The organism is Pseudomonas sp. RIT409, assembly GCF_003052515.2.
Taxonomy (GTDB): domain Bacteria; phylum Pseudomonadota; class Gammaproteobacteria; order Pseudomonadales; family Pseudomonadaceae; genus Aquipseudomonas.
Genome location: NZ_QARE02000033.1, coordinates 14833 through 37474, shown reverse-complemented (window position 1 = coordinate 37474; position 22642 = coordinate 14833). Strand labels below are relative to the sequence as shown.

General features: G+C 55.5%; 34 protein-coding genes. 1 reads left to right on the top strand and 33 read right to left on the bottom strand.

Annotation, left to right across the window (positions count from 1 at the left end):
• Nucleotides 1–1011: MFS transporter (locus DBP26_RS25670; RefSeq protein WP_108240393.1), on the bottom strand; the 1011-nt coding region annotated here is incomplete at its 3' end.
• A 187-nt stretch (nucleotides 1012–1198) separates the two neighbouring features.
• Between DBP26_RS25670 and uvrA the strand changes: the two genes are divergently transcribed.
• Complete coding sequence (gene uvrA, locus DBP26_RS25665) at nucleotides 1199–4033, top strand: excinuclease ABC subunit UvrA (RefSeq protein ID WP_108240394.1); 2835 nt, start codon at nucleotides 1199–1201, stop codon at nucleotides 4031–4033.
• 73 nt (nucleotides 4034–4106) lie between these two features.
• Here the strand turns inward: uvrA and bfr are convergent, their stop codons facing one another.
• From bfr to rpsG, 32 genes are all read right to left on the bottom strand, one after another.
• Nucleotides 4107–4571: a bacterioferritin gene (gene bfr / locus DBP26_RS25660; protein WP_108240395.1), complete on the bottom strand. Its 465-nt coding sequence runs from the start codon at nucleotides 4569–4571 to the stop codon at nucleotides 4107–4109.
• 261 nt (nucleotides 4572–4832) lie between these two features.
• Complete coding sequence (rplQ, locus tag DBP26_RS25655; protein ID WP_108240396.1) at nucleotides 4833–5219, bottom strand: 50S ribosomal protein L17; 387 nt, start codon at nucleotides 5217–5219, stop codon at nucleotides 4833–4835.
• A gap of 42 nt (nucleotides 5220–5261) precedes the next feature.
• Nucleotides 5262–6263, bottom strand: coding sequence for a DNA-directed RNA polymerase subunit alpha (gene rpoA, locus DBP26_RS25650; protein ID WP_007970428.1), 1002 nt, complete (start codon nucleotides 6261–6263; stop codon nucleotides 5262–5264).
• A 22-nt stretch (nucleotides 6264–6285) separates the two neighbouring features.
• Nucleotides 6286–6906, bottom strand: a complete 621-nt coding sequence (gene rpsD, locus DBP26_RS25645; protein WP_108240397.1) for a 30S ribosomal protein S4 — start codon at nucleotides 6904–6906, stop codon at nucleotides 6286–6288.
• An 18-nt stretch (nucleotides 6907–6924) separates the two neighbouring features.
• Nucleotides 6925–7314, bottom strand: a complete 390-nt coding sequence (rpsK, locus tag DBP26_RS25640) for a 30S ribosomal protein S11 (protein ID WP_002555466.1) — start codon at nucleotides 7312–7314, stop codon at nucleotides 6925–6927.
• 30 nt (nucleotides 7315–7344) lie between these two features.
• Nucleotides 7345–7701, bottom strand: a complete 357-nt coding sequence (gene rpsM, locus DBP26_RS25635) for a 30S ribosomal protein S13 (RefSeq protein ID WP_003186020.1) — start codon at nucleotides 7699–7701, stop codon at nucleotides 7345–7347.
• Between the two features lie 131 nt (nucleotides 7702–7832).
• A complete protein-coding gene (rpmJ, locus tag DBP26_RS25630; RefSeq protein WP_002555468.1) occupies nucleotides 7833–7949 on the bottom strand; it encodes a 50S ribosomal protein L36 in 117 nt (38 codons plus the stop codon).
• A gap of 28 nt (nucleotides 7950–7977) precedes the next feature.
• Nucleotides 7978–9309: a preprotein translocase subunit SecY gene (secY, locus tag DBP26_RS25625; protein WP_062384496.1), complete on the bottom strand. Its 1332-nt coding sequence runs from the start codon at nucleotides 9307–9309 to the stop codon at nucleotides 7978–7980.
• Entirely contained in the window at nucleotides 9310–9741 is a 432-nt protein-coding gene (gene rplO, locus DBP26_RS25620; protein WP_108240398.1) for a 50S ribosomal protein L15, read from the bottom strand. It lies immediately after the preceding gene.
• 3 nt (nucleotides 9742–9744) lie between these two features.
• Nucleotides 9745–9921 (bottom strand): 50S ribosomal protein L30, encoded by a 177-nt coding sequence (gene rpmD / locus DBP26_RS25615; protein WP_108240399.1) that lies wholly within the window; start codon nucleotides 9919–9921, stop codon nucleotides 9745–9747.
• Nucleotides 9922–9923: 2 nt separating this feature from the next.
• The gene (gene rpsE / locus DBP26_RS25610) at nucleotides 9924–10424 is read right to left on the bottom strand and encodes a 30S ribosomal protein S5 (protein ID WP_108240400.1); all 501 of its coding nucleotides are present in this window, start codon (nucleotides 10422–10424) and stop codon (nucleotides 9924–9926) included.
• A 3-nt stretch (nucleotides 10425–10427) separates the two neighbouring features.
• Nucleotides 10428–10778 (bottom strand): 50S ribosomal protein L18, encoded by a 351-nt coding sequence (gene rplR / locus DBP26_RS25605; protein WP_037017727.1) that lies wholly within the window; start codon nucleotides 10776–10778, stop codon nucleotides 10428–10430.
• A 10-nt stretch (nucleotides 10779–10788) separates the two neighbouring features.
• The gene (gene rplF, locus DBP26_RS25600) at nucleotides 10789–11322 is read right to left on the bottom strand and encodes a 50S ribosomal protein L6 (protein ID WP_108240401.1); all 534 of its coding nucleotides are present in this window, start codon (nucleotides 11320–11322) and stop codon (nucleotides 10789–10791) included.
• 14 nt (nucleotides 11323–11336) lie between these two features.
• Entirely contained in the window at nucleotides 11337–11729 is a 393-nt protein-coding gene (gene rpsH, locus DBP26_RS25595; protein WP_108240402.1) for a 30S ribosomal protein S8, read from the bottom strand.
• A gap of 212 nt (nucleotides 11730–11941) precedes the next feature.
• The gene (gene rpsN / locus DBP26_RS25590; RefSeq protein ID WP_108240403.1) at nucleotides 11942–12247 is read right to left on the bottom strand and encodes a 30S ribosomal protein S14; all 306 of its coding nucleotides are present in this window, start codon (nucleotides 12245–12247) and stop codon (nucleotides 11942–11944) included.
• A 13-nt stretch (nucleotides 12248–12260) separates the two neighbouring features.
• Complete coding sequence (rplE, locus tag DBP26_RS25585) at nucleotides 12261–12800, bottom strand: 50S ribosomal protein L5 (protein WP_108240404.1); 540 nt, start codon at nucleotides 12798–12800, stop codon at nucleotides 12261–12263.
• 20 nt (nucleotides 12801–12820) lie between these two features.
• Nucleotides 12821–13135 (bottom strand): 50S ribosomal protein L24, encoded by a 315-nt coding sequence (gene rplX, locus DBP26_RS25580; RefSeq protein ID WP_108240405.1) that lies wholly within the window; start codon nucleotides 13133–13135, stop codon nucleotides 12821–12823.
• Nucleotides 13136–13146: 11 nt separating this feature from the next.
• Nucleotides 13147–13515: a 50S ribosomal protein L14 gene (rplN, locus tag DBP26_RS25575; protein ID WP_003243907.1), complete on the bottom strand. Its 369-nt coding sequence runs from the start codon at nucleotides 13513–13515 to the stop codon at nucleotides 13147–13149.
• Between the two features lie 23 nt (nucleotides 13516–13538).
• Nucleotides 13539–13805 carry a 30S ribosomal protein S17 gene (gene rpsQ, locus DBP26_RS25570; RefSeq protein WP_108240406.1) on the bottom strand — a complete coding sequence of 89 codons (267 nt, stop codon included), beginning with the start codon at nucleotides 13803–13805 and terminating at the stop codon, nucleotides 13539–13541.
• Between the two features lie 2 nt (nucleotides 13806–13807).
• Nucleotides 13808–13999, bottom strand: a complete 192-nt coding sequence (gene rpmC, locus DBP26_RS25565) for a 50S ribosomal protein L29 (protein ID WP_002555481.1) — start codon at nucleotides 13997–13999, stop codon at nucleotides 13808–13810.
• Nucleotides 13999–14412 (bottom strand): 50S ribosomal protein L16, encoded by a 414-nt coding sequence (gene rplP / locus DBP26_RS25560; RefSeq protein ID WP_003228729.1) that lies wholly within the window; start codon nucleotides 14410–14412, stop codon nucleotides 13999–14001. Before rplP ends, rpmC begins: the two co-directional genes overlap by 1 nt.
• A 12-nt stretch (nucleotides 14413–14424) precedes the next feature.
• Entirely contained in the window at nucleotides 14425–15111 is a 687-nt protein-coding gene (rpsC, locus tag DBP26_RS25555) for a 30S ribosomal protein S3 (protein ID WP_007924192.1), read from the bottom strand.
• A gap of 13 nt (nucleotides 15112–15124) precedes the next feature.
• Nucleotides 15125–15457, bottom strand: a complete 333-nt coding sequence (rplV, locus tag DBP26_RS25550) for a 50S ribosomal protein L22 (protein ID WP_003103908.1) — start codon at nucleotides 15455–15457, stop codon at nucleotides 15125–15127.
• A gap of 11 nt (nucleotides 15458–15468) precedes the next feature.
• A complete protein-coding gene (rpsS, locus tag DBP26_RS25545) occupies nucleotides 15469–15744 on the bottom strand; it encodes a 30S ribosomal protein S19 (RefSeq protein ID WP_002555486.1) in 276 nt (91 codons plus the stop codon).
• Nucleotides 15745–15760: 16 nt separating this feature from the next.
• Nucleotides 15761–16585, bottom strand: coding sequence for a 50S ribosomal protein L2 (gene rplB / locus DBP26_RS25540; protein ID WP_108240407.1), 825 nt, complete (start codon nucleotides 16583–16585; stop codon nucleotides 15761–15763).
• Nucleotides 16586–16599: 14 nt separating this feature from the next.
• A complete protein-coding gene (gene rplW, locus DBP26_RS25535) occupies nucleotides 16600–16899 on the bottom strand; it encodes a 50S ribosomal protein L23 (RefSeq protein WP_002555488.1) in 300 nt (99 codons plus the stop codon).
• Entirely contained in the window at nucleotides 16896–17498 is a 603-nt protein-coding gene (gene rplD / locus DBP26_RS25530; protein ID WP_108240408.1) for a 50S ribosomal protein L4, read from the bottom strand. Before rplD ends, rplW begins: the two co-directional genes overlap by 4 nt.
• Before the next feature lie 12 nt (nucleotides 17499–17510).
• The gene (rplC, locus tag DBP26_RS25525; protein ID WP_108240409.1) at nucleotides 17511–18146 is read right to left on the bottom strand and encodes a 50S ribosomal protein L3; all 636 of its coding nucleotides are present in this window, start codon (nucleotides 18144–18146) and stop codon (nucleotides 17511–17513) included.
• Between the two features lie 81 nt (nucleotides 18147–18227).
• Nucleotides 18228–18539 (bottom strand): 30S ribosomal protein S10, encoded by a 312-nt coding sequence (gene rpsJ / locus DBP26_RS25520; protein ID WP_003186070.1) that lies wholly within the window; start codon nucleotides 18537–18539, stop codon nucleotides 18228–18230.
• Between the two features lie 140 nt (nucleotides 18540–18679).
• Complete coding sequence (gene tuf, locus DBP26_RS25515) at nucleotides 18680–19873, bottom strand: elongation factor Tu (RefSeq protein WP_108240410.1); 1194 nt, start codon at nucleotides 19871–19873, stop codon at nucleotides 18680–18682.
• Nucleotides 19874–19904: 31 nt separating this feature from the next.
• Complete coding sequence (gene fusA, locus DBP26_RS25510) at nucleotides 19905–22034, bottom strand: elongation factor G (protein WP_108240411.1); 2130 nt, start codon at nucleotides 22032–22034, stop codon at nucleotides 19905–19907.
• Between the two features lie 30 nt (nucleotides 22035–22064).
• Nucleotides 22065–22538, bottom strand: a complete 474-nt coding sequence (gene rpsG, locus DBP26_RS25505; RefSeq protein WP_007970418.1) for a 30S ribosomal protein S7 — start codon at nucleotides 22536–22538, stop codon at nucleotides 22065–22067.
• Nucleotides 22539–22642: the final 104 nt, after the last annotated feature.

The window sequence follows — 22642 nt, the reverse complement described above, 5'->3', positions numbered from 1 at the left end:
TGCCGGAGAAACTTTGCTGATCAGCGAAGGCAGCGACGCCTCCAGCAGATTGAAGGCGGTGAAGAACACAACCGTACCGATCACCAGGGCACGAAGGGTATTACCGAACTCCCAGAAAAACAGTTCGGTGAGCATCAGCACCACGACGGCACCGAGCAGGATACGCTTCATCTGGCGCTTCTTTTCGCCGTAGATGATGAACGGAATCATCGCGAAGAAAGAAATCAGCAACGCGGTGAGGTAAACCCACCAATGCTGCTCTTTCGGCAGCCCCGCCTTCTGGACCAATGCGAGCGGTAACGCCACGAAGCTGGACATCAGCATCGCATGCAGCGCGAAAATGCCCAGGTCGAGACGCAGCAAGTCTGGATGACGAAGCGTAGCGCCGAGGGCTTGCCTGGCCAGCCCGGACTCGCGATGCTGCAGCGTAACGGTGGACTTGGGCACCACGAATGCAACAATGAGGATACCGATCAACGCCATGGCGCCGGTGGCCAGAAATAGCCCGGACAAGCCGAATGCGCTGGTCAGAACCGGCCCCACCACCATCGCCACCGCAAACGAAACGCCGATGGTCATGCCGATCATGGCCATGGCTTTTGTCCGGTGCTGTTCGCGCGTCAAGTCGGACAGCAATGCCATGACGGCTGCGGAAATCGCGCCAGCTCCCTGGAGGATGCGCCCGGCGATGACTCCCCAGATCGAGGTCGACTGGGCTGCCAATACACTGCCCAGCGCGAACACCACCAGCCCGAGATAGATGATCGGGCGGCGACCGATACGATCGGAAATGATGCCGAACGGAATTTGCAGAACCGCTTGAGTCAGGCCATAGGCGCCAATCGCCAGGCCAATGAGCGCTGGGCTAGCGCCAGCCAGGTCCATGCCGTAGGTGGCCAGAACCGGCAGCACCATGAACATGCCAAGCATACGGAACGCGAACACCAGTGCCAGCCCGCCCGCCGCGCGGGTTTCGCTGCCACTCATGTGCTCGCTGTGAGAATCGTGCATGGAAGAACCTCATGTGAACCGGCGGCGATTCTACCAGTCCCATCGAGGGACAGCACATACGACGCTTTGCCGCGTATCGCAGGAATCTTCTTTTTTCCCGGTACGGCATCAAGCCACTCAATAGTGTGCATCCATCCAGTATTTGGCCGTATACTCCTGCGTTTTACGCCCGCCGTGCGAGGCCACCTTGGACAAGATCCTGATTCGTGGGGCTCGAACCCACAACCTGAAGAACATCGACCTGACCCTGCCGCGCGACAAATTGATCGTGATTACCGGGCTTTCTGGATCCGGTAAGTCGTCGCTGGCGTTCGACACCCTGTATGCCGAAGGTCAACGCCGCTACGTCGAATCATTGTCGGCCTATGCGCGGCAATTCCTTTCCATGATGGAGAAACCGGACGTCGACACCATTGAAGGCCTGTCGCCCGCGATTTCCATCGAACAGAAATCAACGTCTCACAACCCACGCTCAACAGTCGGAACGATCACGGAAATTTACGACTACCTGCGCCTGTTGTATGCCCGCGTGGGAACCCCTCGTTGTCCGGATCACGATATCCCGCTCGAAGCCCAGACGGTCAGCCAAATGGTCGATCTGGTGCTGGCGGAGCCCGAGGGCCGCAAGCTGATGCTGTTGGCGCCGGTCGTGCGCGAGCGCAAAGGTGAGCACCTCGCAATTTTCGAAGAACTGCGCGCCCAAGGTTTCGTTCGTGCCCGAGTCGACGGCAAACTCTGCGAACTCGACGAGTTACCAAAGCTGGACAAACAGAAGAAGCATTCCATTGACGTCGTCGTCGACCGGTTCAAGGTTCGCTCAGATCTGCAGCAGCGCTTGGCCGAGTCTTTCGAAACTGCGTTGAAGCTGGCAGATGGCATCGCATTGGTCGCACCAATGGACGACGAGCCGGGTGAAGAGATGATTTTCTCCGCCCGCTTCGCCTGCCCTATCTGCGGTCATGCCATCAGCGAACTTGAACCCAAGCTTTTCTCGTTCAACAACCCGGCGGGCGCCTGTCCGACCTGTGACGGCTTGGGCGTCAAGCAATTCTTCGACGCGAAGCGGCTGGTAAACGGCGATCTGACATTGGCCGAGGGCGCCATTCGCGGGTGGGATCGGCGTAACGTCTATTACTTCCAAATGCTGGGCTCGTTGGCGCAACACTATGGCTTCAGCCTGGAGGTCCCGTTCAAGGAGTTGCCGACTGACCAGCAGAAAGCCCTTCTGAATGGCAGCGGTACGCAAAACGTCGATTTCCGCTACCTGAACGACCGTGGCGACATCGTGAAGCGTGCGCACCCCTTCGAAGGGATTGTGCCCAATCTCGAACGTCGTTATCGCGAAACAGAATCCGTCACGGTTCGTGAAGAATTGGCAAAATTCCTCAGCACCCAGCCTTGCCCTGACTGCCGTGGCACCCGTCTGCGCCGCGAGGCACGCCATGTTTGGGTTGGCGACAAGACATTGCCAGCGGTAACCAGCTTGCCGATTGGCGACGCCACTGATTATTTCGGCGCGTTGAAACTAACGGGAAGGCGCGGAGAAATCGCCGACAAGATCCTCAAGGAAATCCGTGAGCGGCTGCAGTTCCTGGTAAACGTGGGCCTCGATTACCTGACGCTGGATCGCAGCGCCGATACGCTTTCCGGCGGGGAAGCACAACGCATCCGCCTGGCGAGTCAGATCGGTGCAGGTCTCGTGGGCGTCATGTACATTCTCGACGAGCCGTCCATCGGCCTGCACCAGCGAGACAACGATCGGCTGCTCGACACCCTTCGTCATCTGCGCGATATCGGTAATACCGTGATCGTCGTCGAGCACGACGAAGATGCGATTCGCCTGGCCGATTACGTAGTGGACATCGGCCCGGGGGCTGGCGTGCACGGTGGCAGCATCGTGGCGGAAGGCACTCCACAGGATGTCATGGCGCACCCGGAATCGCTGACCGGTAAATACCTGTCAGGGCGCGTGAAGATCCAAGTGCCTGCCGAACGTACCCCACGCAACAAGAAACTCTCGCTCAAGATCAAGGGTGCGCGCGGCAACAACCTGCGTAACGTGGATCTCGAGATTCCTATCGGGCTGCTGACGTGCGTGACCGGGGTTTCGGGCTCGGGCAAATCGACGCTGATCAACAACACTCTATTTCCCTTGAGCGCCACGGCCTTGAATGGCGCGACCACGCTTGAAGCCGCAGCGCACGACAGCATCGATGGCTTGCAGCACTTGGACAAGGTCGTGGACATCGACCAGAGCCCAATCGGACGCACGCCACGCTCCAACCCGGCCACCTACACGGGGTTGTTCACGCCTATCCGCGAACTGTTTGCAGGCGTACCGGAATCCCGCTCACGCGGTTATGGCCCAGGCCGGTTCTCCTTCAATGTCAAAGGGGGCCGGTGCGAGGCGTGCCAAGGCGACGGGCTGATCAAGGTGGAAATGCACTTTCTGCCCGACATCTACGTGCCATGCGACGTCTGTAAGAGCAAGCGCTACAACCGCGAGACCCTTGAGATCAAATACAAGGGAAAAAGCATCCATGAAGTGCTCGAAATGACCATTGAAGAAGCTCGAGCGTTCTTTGACGCGGTTCCCGCATTGGCGCGCAAACTACAGACGTTGATGGACGTCGGGCTGTCCTACATCAAACTGGGGCAATCGGCGACGACGCTCTCAGGCGGCGAAGCGCAGCGTGTGAAGTTGTCTCGAGAGCTATCTAAGCGGGACACAGGGAAAACGCTGTACATCCTCGATGAGCCGACTACCGGGTTGCACTTCGCCGACATCCAGCAATTGCTCGACGTGTTGCACCGCTTACGTGATCACGGGAATACCGTGGTGGTGATCGAACACAACCTGGACGTGATCAAGACGGCGGACTGGCTGGTGGATCTGGGTCCCGAAGGCGGGTCGAAAGGCGGGCAAATCATCGCCACCGGCACACCGGAACAAGTGGCGGCAATGAAACAATCCTATACGGGGCACTACCTGAAACCGCTACTTGAGCGTGACCGCGCTTGATGGCGTGATTCGGAGGGAAACAAAAAAGCCCCTGCCAGTGATTACCATGGCAGGGGCTTTTTTTTTGCACCAATCAGAACTGGGATTGCAGGTAATTTTCCAGGCCAATGGATTTGATGAGGCCCAGCTGCTTTTCGAGCCAGTAGGTGTGATCTTCTTCAGTGTCGGCCAACTGCAGGCGAAGGATGTCGCGGCTGACGTAGTCCTTATGCTGCTCGCACAGCGCGATGCCTTTGCAAAGCGCAGCGCGCACCTTGTATTCCAGGCGAAGGTCGCTGGCAAGCATCTCAGGCACCGTCGTACCCACATCCAGATCATCAGGGCGCATACGCGGCGTGCCCTCGAGCATCAGGATTCGGCGCATCAGCGCATCAGCGTGTTGCGCCTCTTCCTCCATCTCGTGATTGATGCGCTCATACAACTTGCTGAAACCCCAATCCTCGTACATCCGAGAATGAATGAAATACTGGTCGCGCGCAGCCAATTCGCCGGTCAGCAGCGTGTTGAGGTAGTCGATGACGTCCGGGTGGCCTTGCATCGCCGAGGATCTCCTTCATGAAAGACCATAGTGTGAACCAACATCCGTGCGAGGTCATCTCTCCATGGGCGAGAAAATGAAGAAAAATCGCGAATATTTGATATTTAGTGCCGAAAATGCCGATAAATGAGGAGAGTTCTCTTTATCACTAGCGATTAGCGCAATAACCTTTCTGCCAGAAGATAATGCGTTGTGTTTAACCCTAAACGCTGAAAACAAAAAACCGGGCACTGGGCCCGGTTTTTAGTAACGACTGACGTCTTACTCAGCAGCTTCTACAACGCCACCGACTGGACGATCGACCAGCTCGACATAGGCCATAGGCGCATTGTCGCCAGCGCGGAAACCGCACTTCAGGATACGCAGATAGCCACCTTCACGGGTCGCATAGCGCTTGCCCAGATCGTTGAACAGCTTACCAACGGCTTCTTTCGAACGAGTACGGTCGAAAGCCAGACGACGGTTAGCAACGCTGTCGTTCTTGGCCAAAGTGATCAGCGGCTCGGCAACGCGACGCAGCTCTTTGGCTTTTGGCAGAGTAGTTTTGATCAGCTCGTGCTCGAACAGCGACACCGCCATGTTTTGAAACATGGCTTTGCGGTGAGAGCTGGTACGGCTCAGGTGACGTCCACTTTTACGATGACGCATGGTTCATTCCTTACCAAACACAACGTTCGGTGATTACGACGATCAGGCAGTCGCCTTGTCGTCCTTCTTAAGACTTGCAGGCGGCCAGTTGTCGAGGCGCATGCCGAGGGAGAGACCACGAGAAGCCAGGACGTCCTTGATTTCAGTCAAGGACTTCTTGCCCAGGTTCGGAGTCTTCAACAGCTCTACTTCAGTGCGCTGAATCAGGTCACCGATGTAATAGATGTTCTCCGCCTTAAGGCAGTTGGCCGAACGTACGGTCAGTTCCAAATCGTCAACCGGACGAAGCAGGATTGGATCAATCTCGTCTTCCTGCTCGACTACAACCGGTTCACTGTCACCTTTGAGGTCGACGAAGGCAGCCAACTGCTGTTGCAGGATGGTGGCTGCGCGACGGATGGCCTCTTCAGGGTCCAGGGTACCGTTGGTTTCCAGATCAATAACCAGTTTGTCCAGGTTGGTCCGCTGCTCGACACGGGCGTTTTCCACCACGTATGCGATGCGACGAACCGGGCTGAACGAAGAATCGAGCTGCAAGCGACCGATGCTGCGGCTTTCATCCTCATCGCTTTGACGCGAGTCTGCTGGCTCATAACCGCGACCACGAGCTACCACGAGCTTCATGTTCAGGGCGCCGTTGGACGCCAGGTTAGCGATTACGTGATCGGGGTTAACGATCTCGACATCATGATCCAGCTGAATATCGGCAGCGGTAACCACCCCCGAACCCTTCTTCGACAAGGTCAGCGTAACTTCGTCTCGACCGTGCAGCTTGATAGCCAGACCTTTCAGGTTCAACAGGATTTCAATGACGTCTTCCTGTACACCTTCGATCGCGCTGTACTCATGGAGTACACCGTCAATCTCGGCCTCGACTACTGCACAGCCGGGCATGGAGGACAACAGGATGCGGCGCAGCGCGTTGCCCAGGGTATGGCCGAAACCACGCTCGAGAGGCTCGAGCGTGATCTTGGCGCGGGTTGGACTGACAACCTGCACATCGATGTGGCGGGGTGTCAGAAACTCATTTACCGAAATCTGCATGGATGCACCTATTTTCTAGCCCTTACTTGGAGTAGAGCTCGACAATCAGGCTTTCGTTGATGTCGGCGGACAGATCACTGCGAGCTGGAACGTTTTTGAAGACGCCCGATTTCTTCTCAGTGTCTACTTCTACCCATTCTACGCGGCCACGTTGGGCACACAGATCGAGAGCCTGGACAATACGCAGTTGGTTCTTCGCCTTTTCGCGAATTGCCACGACGTCACCGGCACGAACCTGGTAGGAAGGAACGTTAACGGTTTTGCCGTTTACGCTAACCGACTTGTGCGATACCAGCTGACGCGATTCGGCACGAGTCGAACCAAAGCCCATACGGTATACAACGTTGTCCAGGCGGCATTCGAGCAGTTGCAGCAGGTTCTCACCAGTAGCGCCTTTCTTGCTGGCAGCTTGCTTGTAGTAACCGCTGAACTGACGCTCGAGAACGCCATAAATACGACGGACCTTTTGCTTTTCACGCAATTGGGTACCGTAGTCGGACTGGCGACCGCGGCGTTGGCCGTGGATACCAGGTGCTGCTTCAATGTTGCACTTCGATTCGATAGCGCGCACGCCGCTCTTAAGGAAGAGATCGGTGCCTTCGCGACGAGCGAGTTTGCATTTTGGACCAATGTAACGAGCCATTCTTTACAATCTCCTGGATTACACGCGGCGCTTCTTCGGCGGACGGCACCCGTTATGCGGGATTGGCGTCACGTCGGTGATGCTGGCGATCTTGTAGCCACAGCCGTTCAAAGCACGGACAGCGGATTCACGACCTGGACCTGGGCCCTTGACGTTGACGTCGAGGTTCTTCAGGCCATATTCCAGCGCAGCTTGACCAGCACGCTCTGCAGCAACTTGAGCTGCGAACGGGGTGGACTTACGGGAACCGCGGAAACCCGAACCACCGGAGGTTGCCCAGGAAAGAGCGTTACCTTGACGGTCGGTAATGGTCACGATGGTGTTGTTAAAAGATGCATGGATGTGGGCGATGCCATCAACCACTGTCTTTTTAACTTTTTTACGAGGACGAGCAGCAGGTTTTGCCATGATTTAATTCCTGTCGATTCGCTGGCGCGATTACTTGCGGATCGGCTTACGCGGACCTTTACGGGTACGCGCGTTGGTCTTGGTACGCTGACCGCGTACTGGCAGACCACGACGATGACGCAGACCGCGATAGCAACCGAGGTCCATCAAGCGCTTGATTTTCATGTTGATTTCGCGACGCAGGTCACCTTCAGTGGTGAACTTCGCGACTTCGCCACGCAGCTGTTCAATTTGCTCGTCGCTCAGATCTTTGATCTTTGCTGCCGGGTTTACCCCGGTCACGGCACAGATTTTCTGTGCAGTCGTGCGACCAACACCATAGATGTAGGTCAGCGAGATAACAGTATGCTTGTTATCTGGAATGTTAACGCCTGCAATACGGGCCATTCAGTGGGACTCCAATTGACAGCTACCTACGCCCCGGAAGCCAAGAAATAGGGCGCGAGATAATATCGCTGTAATAACAAATAATCAACCCAGCAGCGCACTAGCTGCTGGGCTTATAGCACAGATCACAATCAGCCTTGGCGCTGCTTGTGACGTGGTTCCGCGCTGCAAATTACTCGAACGACACCTTCGCGGCGAATAATCTTGCAGTTACGGCACAGTTTTTTCACCGATGCACGAACTTTCATCACCAACTCCTCGAACCTTATGGGTGCTTCAGCGCAGCATTCCGCTGCCGTAGCCCTTCAGGTTGGCTTTCTTCATCAGGGATTCATACTGGTGCGAAACGAGGTGAGATTGCACTTGGGACATGAAGTCCATCACAACCACGACCACGATCAGCAACGAAGTCCCGCCAAGGTAGAACGGCACGTTTGCAGCCACGACCAGGAACTGGGGCAACAAGCATACGGCCATCATATAGAGAGCACCGAACATGGTCAGACGGGTCAGAACGCCATCGATATAGCGCGCAGACTGCTCACCAGGACGAATGCCCGGAATAAAGGCACCGGACTTCTTCAGGTTTTCCGCTACGTCTTTCGGATTGAACATCAACGCCGTGTAGAAGAAGCAGAAGAAAATGATCCCTGCACTAAACAGCAGAATATTCAACGGCTGACCAGGAGCGATCGACTGCGAGATATCCTGAAGCCAGCCCATACCCTCGGACTGACCAAACCAGGCACCCAGCGAAGCCGGGAACAGCAGAATGCTGCTTGCGAAAATGGCTGGAATAACACCAGCCATGTTCACCTTCAACGGCAGGTGGCTCGTCTGCGCCGCAAAGACCTTGCGGCCTTGCTGACGCTTGGCGTAATGGACAGCGATACGACGCTGACCACGCTCGATGAACACCACGAAACCGATGATCGCTACTGCCAACAAACCGATTGCGACCAAAGCGAAAATGTTGATATCACCCTGACGGGCAGACTCGAAAGACTGTCCGATCGCTCTCGGAAGACCGGCGACGATACCCGAAAAAATCAACATCGAGATACCGTTACCAACACCGCGCTCGGTAATCTGCTCGCCAAGCCACATCATGAAAAGTGCACCGGCCACAAAGGTGGTGACTGCCACGAAGTGGAAGCCGATATCAGCAGAGAAAGCAACGCCCTGACCGGCCAAGCCAATGGACATGCCAATAGCTTGAACCAGCGCCAGGACGACGGTGCCATAGCGGGTGTACTGGCTGATCTTGCGACGACCAGCCTCACCTTCCTTCTTCAACTGCTCCAGTTGCGGGCTGACAGCAGTCATGAGCTGCATGATGATCGATGCCGAGATGTACGGCATGATCCCCAGTGCAAAGATGCTCATGCGCTCCAGCGCACCACCGGAAAACATGTTGAACAGGCTAAGAATAGTCCCCTCATTCTGTCGAAACAGGTCAGCCAAGCGGTCAGGATTGATACCTGGAACTGGGATATGCGCACCGATCCGATAGACGATAATCGCCAGGAACAGGAAACGCAGACGAGCCCAGAGTTCGGACAACCCGCCGCTTTTGCTGAGCGCTGAGAGAGCACCTTGCTTAGCCATTTATTCCTCGAATTTGCCGCCAGCTGCTTCGATAGCCGCACGCGCACCTTTGGTGGCTGCGATACCTTTGAGGGTGACCGCGCGAGTAACCTCACCGGACAGCATGATTTTCACACGCTGTACGTTTTGGTTGATCACGTTGGCATCCTTCAGGGACTGCAAAGTGACGACGCCTTCAACCTTGGCCAGCTCGGAGGTGCGGACTTCTGCACGATCCATCGCTTTCAAGGAGACGAAGCCAAACTTAGGCAGACGACGATGCAAAGGCTGTTGACCGCCTTCGAAACCCGGAGCAATGGTGCCACCGGAGCGGGAGGTTTGACCTTTGTGGCCACGGCCACCGGTCTTACCCAAACCGCTACCGATACCACGGCCCGGACGATGCTTCTCGCGGCGGGAACCCGGCGCAGGACTCAGATCATTGAGTTTCATCGATTAACCCTCGACGCGCAGCATGTAGTAAGCCTTATTGATCATCCCACGATTTTCCGGGGTGTCAGCGACTTCTACAGTGTGACCGATGCGACGCAGACCCAGACCCTTAACGCACAATTTGTGGCTAGGGATGCGGCCGCTGACGCTCTTGACCAGCGTTACTTTTACGGTAGCCATGATCAGATGATCTCCTCAACGTTCAGGCCGCGCTTGGCAGCGATGGACTCAGGAGACTGCATGGACTTCAAACCCTTGAACGTTGCGTGAACAACGTTGACCGGATTGGTCGAACCGTAGCACTTAGCCAGGACGTTCTGAACACCTGCCACTTCCAGAACAGCACGCATGGCGCCGCCGGCGATGATACCGGTACCTTCAGAAGCAGGCTGCATGTAAACCTTCGAAGCACCGTGAGCGGACTTCATGGCGTACTGCAGCGTGGTACCGTTCAGATCGACTTGGATCATGTTGCGGCGGGCAGCTTCCATGGCCTTCTGAATTGCAGCAGGCACTTCACGGGATTTGCCACGGCCGAAGCCAACACGACCTTTACCATCACCCACCACGGTCAACGCGGTAAAAGTGAAGATACGGCCGCCTTTTACGGTTTTTGCTACGCGATTAACCTGAACCAGCTTCTCGATGTAGCCTTCGTCGCGTTTTTGGTCGTTATTTGCCATAACTTAGAACTCCAGCCCGCCTTCACGAGCAGCATCAGCCAGCGCCTTGACGCGACCGTGGTACTTGAAGCCAGAACGATCAAAAGCCACTTGAGATACACCAGCGGCTTTCGCGCGCTCAGCGATCAGCTGGCCAACTTTAGTGGCCGCGTCGATGTTGCCAGTGGCCCCATCACGCAGTTCTTTGTCCAAAGTCGAAGCGTTTGCCAGGACTTTGCTGCCGTCGGCCGAGATGACCTGGGCATAAATATGCTGCGAAGAGCGGTACACGCAGAGACGCACGACTTCGAGTTCGTGCATTTTCAGGCGTGCTTTGCGAGCGCGACGCAGTCGGGTAACTTTTTTGACGGTCATTTGCTATGCCCTACTTCTTCTTGGCTTCTTTACGACGGACAACTTCGTCCGCGTAACGCACGCCTTTGCCTTTGTACGGCTCTGGACGACGGAAATCGCGGATTTCCGCGGCCACTTGACCAACCAGTTGCTTGTCGATGCCCTTGATCAGGATATCGGTCTGGCTTGGAGTCTCAGCGGTAACGCCTTCCGGCAGTTCGTAATCCACTGGGTGCGAGAAGCCGAGAGCCAGGTTCAGGATTTTGCCTTTAGCCTGGGCCTTGTAACCAACACCGACCAGCTGGAGCTTACGCTCAAAGCCTTGGCTTACGCCCTGGACCATGTTGTTGACCAATGCACGAGTGGTACCGGCCATTGCGCGGGTCTGTTGATCGCCGTTGCGAGCAGCAAAACGCAGCTCACCGGACTCTTCAACGATTTCGACGGACGAATGAACGTTCAGGTCGAGAGTGCCCTTGGCACCCTTCACCGACAGTTGCTGGCCGACGAGCTTGACTTCGACGCCTGCTGGCAACTTAACGGGGTTCTTAGCTACGCGTGACATGCTTATCCCCCCCCTTAGAACACAGTGCAAAGCACTTCGCCGCCAACACCGGCAGCGCGCGCAGCACGATCAGTCATCACACCTTTGTTGGTGGAGACGATAGACACACCGAGACCGCCACGAACTTTTGGCAGATCATCGACGGACTTGTACTGGCGCAGGCCTGGACGGCTGACGCGCTTGACTTCTTCGATGACTGGACGGCCTTCGAAGTATTTCAGCTCGATGGACAGCAGTGGCTTGGTTTCGCTGCTGATCTGATAACCCGCAATGTAACCTTCGTCTTTCAAGACTTTGGCCACAGCCACCTTCAACGAGGAGGATGGCATGCTTACGACGGACTTTTCAGCCATCTGGGCATTACGGATACGAGTTAGCATGTCCGCTAACGGGTCCTGCATACTCATGGGCTAGACGCTCCTGATACAAAAAAAATGAGCCTTGCGGCTACAGCTATCGCCTCAATATTCCGGGCACGTAAAAAACACGGACTCTGGCGAGCCGGCAATTCTAGACGTACCCCAGAAACGAATCAAGCCCCAAAAGGGGCTTGATCAGCTTCAAGTGTCGCGCTGGTCGGAAACAAATGCCCCTCGCAGCGTGAAACGAGAAATGCGAATTACCAGCTGGCTTTAACCAGGCCTGGTACGTCACCGCGCATGGCAGCTTCACGCAGCTTGTTACGGGCGAGGCCGAACTTGCGGTAAACACCGTGCGGACGACCAGTCAGGCGGCAACGGTTACGCATGCGCGAAGCGCTTGCGTCACGTGGTTGCTTCTGCAGCGCAACGGTGGCTTCCCAACGTGCTTCTGGACTTGCGTTCAGATCCACGATGATAGCTTTCAGTGCTGCACGCTTGGTGGCGTACTTGGCAACGGTGAGCTGACGCTTCAGCTCACGATTTTTCATGCTCTTCTTGGCCATGGTCCTACTCCAATCAGTTGCGGAACGGGAACTTGAAAGCACGCAGCAGTGCGCGACCTTCGTCGTCCGAACGAGCAGTGGTGGTCAGGGTAATATCCAGACCGCGCAGGGCATCGATCTTGTCGTAATCGATTTCCGGGAAGATGATCTGCTCTTTCACGCCCATGCTGTAGTTGCCACGACCATCGAAGGACTTGGCATTCAGGCCGCGGAAGTCGCGAACCCGAGGCAGGGAGATCGACAGCAGACGGTCCAGGAACTCGTACATACGGTCGCGGCGCAGGGTCACTTTGACACCGATCGGCCAACCTTCGCGGACTTTGAAGCCTGCGATGGATTTGCGAGCGTGAGTCACAACGACTTTCTGGCCGGTGATCTTTTCAAGGTCAGCAACTGCGTGCTCGATGACTTTTTTGTCGCCGATCGCTTCGCCCAGACCCATGTTCAGGGTGATCTTGGTAATGCGTGGAACTTCCATCACGTTCGACAGCTTAAGTTCGTCCTTAAGCTTCGGTGCGATTTCCTTCCAGTAAAGCTCTTTCAGTCGTGCCATGGTCTTCTACCTAGCAGTGTTCAAGCATCAACCGCTTTTTGGGTCGACTTGAAGACACGAATTTTTTTGCCGTCTTCAACTTTGAAACCAACACGGTCAGCCTTGTTGGTTGCGCTGTTGAAAATGGCGACGTTGGAAGCGTGCAGTGGCGCTTCTTTCTCGACGATACCGCCCTGTACGCCCGACATCGGGTTAGGCTTGGTATGACGCTTCACCAGGTTGATCCCACCAACGACCAAACGGTCGTCAGCGAGAACCTTGAGCACCTTACCGCGCTTACCTTTGTCTTTGCCGGCGATCACGATGATCTCGTCGTCACGACGAATCTTTTGCATGTCGGATCTCCTTACAGCACTTCTGGGGCGAGCGAGACGATCTTCATGAACTTCTCAGAACGAAGTTCACGGGTCACTGGCCCAAAGATACGGGTGCCGATCGGCTCTTGCTTGTTGTTCAACAGAACAGCAGCGTTGCCGTCAAAGCGGATGATGGAGCCGTCTGCACGACGAACACCGTGGCGAGTGCGGACTACAACAGCAGTCATCACCTGGCCTTTTTTCACCTTACCGCGCGGAATCGCTTCCTTGACGGTCACTTTGATGATGTCACCGATACCAGCGTAACGACGATGAGAGCCACCAAGCACCTTGATGCACATAACGCGGCGAGCGCCGCTGTTATCGGCCACATCGAGCATGGATTGAGTCTGAATCATATAATTTCTCCGACCCCTAGCCCTTAGACTTCCACAGCGCGTTCGATAACATCAACCAGCGCCCAAGACTTGGTCTTGGCCATCGGACGAGTTTCACGGATAGTGACCTTGTCGCCGATGTGGCACTGATTGGTTTCGTCGTGCGCGTGCAGCTTAGTCGAACGCTTAACGTATTTACCGTAGATAGGGTGCTTGACGCGACGCTCGATCAATACGGTGATGGTCTTGTCCATCTTGTCGCTGACAACACGGCCAGTCAGCGTACGGACGGTTTTTTCGGCTTCAGCCATGATTACTTACCTGCCTGCTGGTTGAGCACAGTCTTCACGCGAGCGATGTCACGCTTAACTTGCGAGAGCAGGTGAGACTGCCCCAACTGGCCAGTTGCCTTCTGCATACGCAGATTGAACTGGTCGCGCAGCAAGCCGAGCAGTTGCTCGTTCAGTTGCTGTGCTGATTTTTCACGAAGTTCATTCGCTTTCATCACATCACCGTCCGCTTAACAAAGGAGGTGGCGAGCGGCAGCTTTGCAGCAGCCAGGGCGAAAGCCTCGCGCGCCAACTCTTCGGAAACACCCTCGATCTCGTACAGGACTTTGCCTGGTTGGATCTGGGCAACCCAGTACTCCACGTTACCCTTACCTTTACCCATCCGAACCTCGAGAGGCTTTTTGGAAATCGGCTTGTCCGGGAATACACGGATCCAGATCTTGCCGCCACGTTTTACGTGACGGGTCAGAGCACGACGCGCTGACTCGATCTGACGAGCGGTGAGACGACCACGAGCAACAGACTTCAGCGCGAACTCGCCGAAGCTGACTTTGCTACCGCGCAGTGCCAAGCCACGGTTGTGGCCAGTCATCTGCTTGCGGAACTTCGTACGCTTTGGTTGCAACATTTGGCGTACCCCTTACTTGGCAGCTTTTTTACGAGGCGCTGGTGCTTGAGGCTTCAGTTCTTCTTGGCGACCACCAATTACTTCGCCTTTGAAGATCCAAACCTTGACACCGATCACACCGTATGTGGTGTGCGCTTCGTAGGTGGCATAGTCGATATCGGCACGCAGGGTGTGCAGTGGCACACGACCTTCGCGATACCATTCAGTCCGTGCGATTTCAGCACCGCCGAGACGACCGCTCACTTGGATTTTGATGCCTTTGGCACCAATGCGCATGGCGTTCTGTACGGCGCGCTTCATGGCGCGACGGAACATCACACGACGCTCCAGCTGCTGAGCTACGCTCTGAGCAACCAGCATACCGTCAAGCTCCGGCTTGCGGATCTCTTCGATATTGATGTGCACAGGCACACCCATTTGCTTGGTCAGGTCCTGACGCAGTTTCTCAACATCTTCACCCTTCTTCCCGATAACGATACCTGGACGAGCGGTGTGGATGGTGATGCGTGCAGTTTGAGCCGGACGATGAATATCGATACGGCTAACGGACGCGCTTTTTAATTTGTCTTGGAGATACTCACGCACATTCAGATCTGCGAGCAAATAGTCCGCATAAGTCCGACCGTCTGCGTACCAGACGGAGGTGTGCTCCTTGACGATTCCCAGGCGAATGCCAATGGGATGTACTTTCTGACCCATCTCTTCGACTCCGTTACTTGTCAGCAACCTTGACAGTGATATGGCAAGACCGCTTGACGATGCGATCAGCACGGCCTTTGGCACGTGGCATGATGCGCTTCAGCGAACGCCCTTCGTTGACGAAAACAGTAGAGACTTTCAGGTCATCTACGTCTGCGCCTTCGTTGTGCTCGGCGTTGGCTACGGCCGACTCCAGCACTTTTTTCATGATCTCGGCGGCTTTCTTACTGCTGAAAGCCAGCAGGTTGAGCGCTTCGCCCACCTTCTTCCCGCGGATCTGGTCGGCGACCAAGCGGGCTTTCTGGGCGGAGATTCGAGCGCCCGACAACTTAGCGGCTACTTCCATTTCCTTACCCCTTAACGCTTGGCTTTCTTGTCAGCCACGTGCCCACGATAAGTGCGGGTACCGGCGAACTCGCCCAGTTTGTGGCCGACCATGTCTTCGTTCACGAGAACGGGAACATGCTGACGACCGTTATGCACAGCGATGGTCAGACCGACCATTTGTGGCAGGATCATCGAACGGCGCGACCAGGTCTTAACTGGTTTGCGATCGTTCTTTTCCGCCGCCACTTCGATCTTCTTCAGTAGGTGAAGATCAATAAAAGGACCTTTTTTCAGAGAACGTGGCACTGTCGTATCCCTCTATTTACTTGCGACGACGGACGATCATTTTGTCGGTACGCTTATTACCACGGGTCTTCGCGCCCTTAGTCGGGAAGCCCCACGGCGATACCGGATGACGACCACCAGAGGTACGACCTTCACCACCACCGTGTGGGTGATCAACCGGGTTCATGGCAACACCACGAACGGTTGGGCGAACGCCACGCCAGCGCTTGGCACCAGCTTTACCCAGCGAGCGCAGACTGTGCTCGGAGTTCGAAACCTCACCCAGAGTTGCGCGGCACTCTGCCAGAACTTTACGCATCTCACCCGAACGAAGGCGCAAGGTAACGTAGACACCCTCACGAGCGACCAACTGAGCCGAGGCACCAGCCGAACGTGCGATCTGGGCACCCTTACCTGGCTTCAGCTCGATGCCGTGAACGGTGCTACCAACTGGAATGTTGCGCAGTTGCAGCGAGTTACCCGGCTTGATTGGAGCCAGCGCACCAGAGATCAACTGATCGCCCGCGCTCACGCCTTTCGGCGCAATGATGTAACGGCGCTCGCCGTCGACATACAGCAACAGTGCGATGTGAGCGGTACGGTTTGGATCGTATTCGATACGCTCGACGGTAGCAGCGATGCCATCTTTGTCGTTGCGACGGAAATCAACCAAACGGTAATGCTGCTTATGACCACCACCAACGTGACGTGTAGTGATACGGCCATTGTTGTTACGACCACCAGACTTCGATTTTTTCTCGAGCAGCGGTGCGTGAGGAGCGCCTTTGTGCAGCTCCTGGTTGACCACCTTGACCACGAAACGGCGGCCTGCGGAGGTCGGTTTGCATTTAACGATTGCCATGATGCACCCCTTCCTTACTCAGCACTGCTGCTGAAATCGAGATCTTGGCCTGGCTGAAGGGAGATAACTGCCTTCTTCCAGTCATTACGCTTGCCCAGACCGCGAGCAGTGCGCTTGGATTTACCCAGAACGTTCAGGGTAGTCACGCGCTCAACTTTCACGCTGAACAGGCTTTCGACGGCCTTCTTGATTTCCAGCTTGGTCGCATCGGTTGCAACCTTGAAAACGAACTGACCTTTTTTGTCTGCCAGAACCGTAGCCTTCTCGGAAACGTGCGGGCCAAGCAGAACTTTAAATACGCGTTCCTGGTTCATCCCAGCAGCTCCTCGAATTTCTTCACGGCCGACACAGTGATCAACACTTTGTCGTATGCGATCAGACTGACCGGATCGGAACCCTGCACGTCACGAACATCGACGTGTGGCAGGTTACGAGCAGCCAGGTACAGGTTCTGGTCAACAGCGTCCGACACGATCAGAACGTCGGTCAGGCTCATGTTGTTCAGTTTGCCCAGCAGATCTTTGGTTTTCGGAGTTTCAACAGCAAAGTCCTGAACCACGACCAGACGGTCGGTGCGAACGAGCTCGGCGAGGATGGAGCGCAACGCTGCGCGATACATCTTCTTGTTGAGCTTCTGCGAGTGGTCCTGAGGACGCGCTGCGAAAGTGGTGCCGCCGCCGCGCCAGATTGGGCTACGGATAGTACCGGCACGAGCACGACCAGTACCCTTCTGACGCCATGGGCGCTTACCGCCGCCTGCCACGTCGGAACGGGTCTTCTGCTGCTTGGTGCCTTGACGGCCGCCAGCCATGTAGGCCACGACTGCTTGGTGAACCAGCGTCTCGTTGAATTCGCCGCCGAAAGTCAGTTCGGAAACTTCGATCGCTTGAGCGCCATTTACGTTTAATTGCATGTCAGCTTCCCCTTAACCGCGAGCCTTGGCTGCTGGACGTACAACCACGTTGCCGCCAGTAGCGCCAGGAACAGCGCCCTTGACCAACAACAGATTGCGTTCAGCGTCCACGCGCACTACTTCCAAGGACTGCACGGTCACGCGCTCAGCGCCCATATGACCGGACATTTTCTTGCCCTTGAATACACGACCAGGAGTCTGGCACTGGCCGATAGAGCCTGGGACGCGGTGGGAAACGGAGTTACCGTGGGTATTATCTTGACCGCGGAAATTCCAACGCTTGATGGTACCGGCGAAGCCTTTACCTTTCGACTGACCGGTAACGTCTACCAGTTGGCCAGCAGCGAAGATTTCTGCATTGATCAGATCACCAGCCTTGTACTCGCCTTCTTCAAGACGGAATTCCAGCACGGTGCGACCAGCGGCAACGTTCGCCTTGGCGAAGTGACCTGCCTGAGCAGCGGTTACGCGCGAAGCACGACGCTCACCGACAGTGACTTGCACTGCACGATAGCCATCGCTTTCTTCGGTTTTGAACTGGGTGACGCGATTCGGCTCGATCTCGATGACCGTGACCGGAATGGAGACACCTTCTTCGGTGAAAATACGGGTCATGCCCGCTTTTCGACCGACTACACCAATAGTCATGTTATAAACCTCATGAGTGTACGGGGCTTTCACCCGCTATGGCCGCCCATTTCAGAGCGTTACACGACCAAGACCCGAGTCTTAGCCGAGGCTGATCTGCACTTCCACACCTGCCGCAAGATCAAGCTTCATAAGCGCATCAACGGTTTTATCCGTCGGCTGGACGATGTCCAGTACACGCTTGTGAGTACGGATCTCGTACTGGTCGCGCGCGTCTTTGTTGACGTGCGGAGAAACCAGAACAGTGAACCGCTCTTTACGAGTAGGCAGTGGAATAGGACCACGCACTTGAGCACCAGTACGTTTCGCGGTTTCCACGATTTCCTGGGTGGATTGGTCGATCAGGCGATGGTCAAAAGCCTTCAACCTGATACGGATTTGCTGATTTTGCATTGGATTTCAGACTCCAGGCTACTTCCCACCGAGCGCAATACGCCCGTTAAAAGGAGGCGCAATTCTATAGACGGGTCAACAGGGTGTCAACCCAATAAAAAAGCCCCCGCTAGGCGGGGGCTTTTTCAATCTACCGAGGATTACTCGATGATTTTGGCTACGACGCCAGCGCCGACGGTACGACCGCCTTCACGGATAGCGAAACGCAGACCGTCTTCCATTGCGATGGTCTTGATCAGAGTGACTTCCATCTGGATGTTGTCACCTGGCATTACCATTTCAACGCCTTCTGGCAGTTCGCAGGAACCAGTCACGTCAGTAGTACGGAAGTAGAACTGTGGACGGTAGCCTTTGAAGAAAGGAGTGTGGCGACCGCCTTCTTCTTTCGACAGAACGTAAACTTCTGCGGTGAACTTGGTGTGCGGCTTAACAGACCCTGGCTTGGCCAGAACCTGACCACGCTCAACGTCATCACGCTTGGTGCCACGCAGCAGAACGCCGCAGTTCTCACCAGCACGGCCTTCGTCCAGCAGTTTGCGGAACATTTCAACGCCGGTGCAGGTAGTTTTGGTGGTTGGACGCAGGCCAACGATCTCAACCTCTTCCTGGATGCGAACGATGCCACGCTCAACACGGCCAGTCACAACAGTACCGCGACCCGAGATCGAGAATACGTCTTCGATTGGCATCAGGAACGGCTTGTCGATAGCGCGCTCCGGCTCTGGAATGTAGCTGTCCAGAGTTTCAACCAGCTTCTTGACAGCGCTGGTACCCATTTCGTTGTCGTCTTGACCGTTCAGGGCCATCAGAGCCGAACCAATGATGATCGGAGTGTCATCACCTGGGAAGTCGTAGGTGCTCAGCAGGTCGCGAACTTCCATCTCAACCAGTTCCAGCAGCTCAGCATCATCCACCATGTCAGCCTTGTTCAGGAAGACAACGATGTATGGAACGCCAACCTGGCGGGACAGCAGGATGTGCTCACGAGTCTGAGGCATCGGACCATCGGCAGCCGAGCAAACCAGGATCGCGCCGTCCATCTGGGCAGCACCAGTGATCATGTTTTTGACGTAGTCGGCGTGACCTGGGCAGTCAACGTGCGCGTAGTGACGTACAGACGAGTCATACTCAACGTGCGCAGTGTTGATGGTGATACCACGAGCCTTTTCTTCTGGCGCGCTGTCGATTTTGTCGAAGTCGACTTTGGCCGAACCGAAAACTTCGGAGCAAACGCGAGTCAGAGCAGCGGTCAGAGTGGTTTTACCGTGGTCAACGTGACCGATGGTGCCAACGTTGACGTGCGGTTTGTTACGTTCAAATTTTTCTTTAGCCACGACAGTGAACTCCTAGCCTAAAGGGGCTGAATCAGCCTTGTTTTTTAACGAGAGCTTCGACGATATTCGACGGAGCTTCGGAGTATTTGGAGAATTCCATAGAGTAGCTCGCGCGACCCTGAGACATGGAACGAACGTCGGTTGCATAACCAAACATCTCGCCCAACGGAACCTCAGCACGAATGACCTTGCCGGAAACCGTATCCTCCATACCCTGGATCAGACCACGACGACGGTTCAGGTCACCCATCACGTCACCCATGTAGTCCTCAGGTGTTACAACTTCTACCTTCATGATCGGCTCAAGCACCACACCGCCGCCTTTGGAGGCCAGTTGCTTGGTCGCCATGGAGGCAGCCACCTTGAACGCCATCTCGTTGGAGTCGACGTCGTGGTAAGAACCGTCAAAGACGGTTGCTTTCAGACCGATGAGCGGATAGCCGGCAACAACGCCGTTCTTCATCTGCTCTTCGATACCTTTCTGGATAGCTGGGATGTATTCCTTCGGAACCACACCACCCACTACTTCGTTCACGAACTGCAGACCTTCCTGACCTTCGTCAGCAGGTGCAAAACGGATCCAGCAATGGCCGAACTGGCCACGACCGCCGGACTGACGAACGAACTTGCCTTCGATTTCGCAGTTCTTGGTGATCTTCTCACGATAAGAAACTTGCGGTTTACCGATGTTGGCTTCGACGTTGAACTCACGACGCATCCGGTCAACCAGGATGTCCAGGTGCAATTCGCCCATGCCAGAGATGATCGTTTGACCAGTCTCTTCATCGGTCTTGACGCGGAAAGACGGGTCTTCTTGAGCCAGCTTGCTCAGAGCGATACCCATTTTTTCCTGGTCATCTTTGGTTTTCGGCTCAACAGCAACCGAAATCACCGGCTCAGGGAAGTCCATACGCTCAAGGATAATCGGCTTATCCAGTGCGCACAGAGTTTCACCAGTGGTCACATCTTTCATGCCGATCAGGGCGGCGATGTCACCTGCCAGTACTTCCTTGATTTCTTCGCGGCTGTTGGCATGCATCTGAACCATACGGCCCACACGCTCTTTCTTGCCTTTAACCGAGTTCAGAACCGAGTCACCAGAGTTCAGCGCGCCCGAATAGACGCGAACAAAGGTAATCGAGCCCACGAACGGGTCGGTCGCAATCTTGAATGCCAGCGCAGAGAACGGCTCGTTGTCGTCAGCGTGACGCTCGTCGTGACGAACAGCCGGGTCATCTTTGTCCAGCTCCTTGTCATCAGGGTTGATACCCTTGATGGCAGGAATCTCGACTGGCGCAGGCAGGAAGTCGATAACGGCATCGAGAACCAAGGGAACCCCTTTGTTCTTGAACGACGAACCGCAGACAGCCAGAACGATTTCGCCGGCAATAGTACGCTGACGCAGTGCAGCCTTGATCTCTTCGATCGACAGCTCTTCACCTTCCAGGTACTTGTTCATCAGCTCTTCGTTGGCTTCAGCCGCAGCTTCAACCATATTGCTGCGCCATTCCTCAGCCAGCTCCTGCATATCAGCAGGGATGGCTTCGCGGCGTGGCTCCATGCCTTTGTCGGCATCGTTCCAGTACACGGCTTCCATGGTCATCAGGTCGATCTGGCCCTGGAAGTTATCTTCCGAACCGATTGCCAGCTGAATTGGAACCGGTGTATGGCCCAAGCGCTTTTTGATCTGATCAACGACGCGCAGGAAGTTCGCACCAGCACGGTCCATCTTGTTGACGTAAACAAGACGAGGTACACCGTATTTGTTGGCTTGACGCCATACGGTTTCCGACTGAGGCTCAACGCCCGAAGTACCGCAGAACACAACGACAGCGCCGTCGAGTACGCGCAGCGAACGCTCTACTTCAATGGTGAAGTCAACGTGGCCGGGGGTATCGATGATGTTGAAGCGATACTTGTCTTTGTGCTGCTTGACAGAGCCCTGCCAGAAAGCAGTGGTCGCAGCAGAAGTGATGGTAATACCACGCTCCTGCTCCTGAACCATCCAGTCCATGGTCGCGGCGCCATCATGCACCTCGCCCATTTTGTGGTTTACGCCGGTGTAAAAAAGGACGCGCTCGGTGGTGGTGGTTTTACCAGCATCCACGTGAGCAACGATACCGATGTTACGGTAGCGGTTAATCGGAGTAGTACGAGCCATAAAGCCCTCGCAAATTGAGTGACGCTGAAATTAGAAGCGGTAGTGCGAGAAAGCCTTGTTGGCCTCAGCCATACGGTGCACGTCTTCACGCTTCTTGACTGCAGCACCTTTACCTTCGGCGGCGTCCAGCAGTTCGCCAGCCAAGCGCAGAGCCATGGACTTCTCACCGCGCTTGCGCGCGAAGTCTACCAACCAACGCATTGCCAGAGCATTACGACGGGAAGGACGTACTTCAACCGGAACCTGGTAAGTAGCACCACCAACGCGGCGCGACTTCACTTCGACCAGCGGAGCGATGGCGTCGAGTGCTTTTTCGAAGAGTTCCAGGGGGTCAGTACCCGCTTTGCGCGCTTTTACGGTATCCAGAGCACCGTAAACGATACGCTCGGCAACGGCCTTCTTGCCGCTCTCCATTACGTGGTTCATGAACTTGGCAAGAATCTGGGATCCGTACTTCGGATCGTCAAGAATCTCACGCTTTGCTGCTACGCGACGTCTTGGCATGATAAGCCCTCAAACGGTCTTCAGGTTCGCCCGGGACAGCGCATGCCTTATGCAATGCCCGACCTTACTCTTATCGACTCAATAAATTTAAAAAACGATTGCAA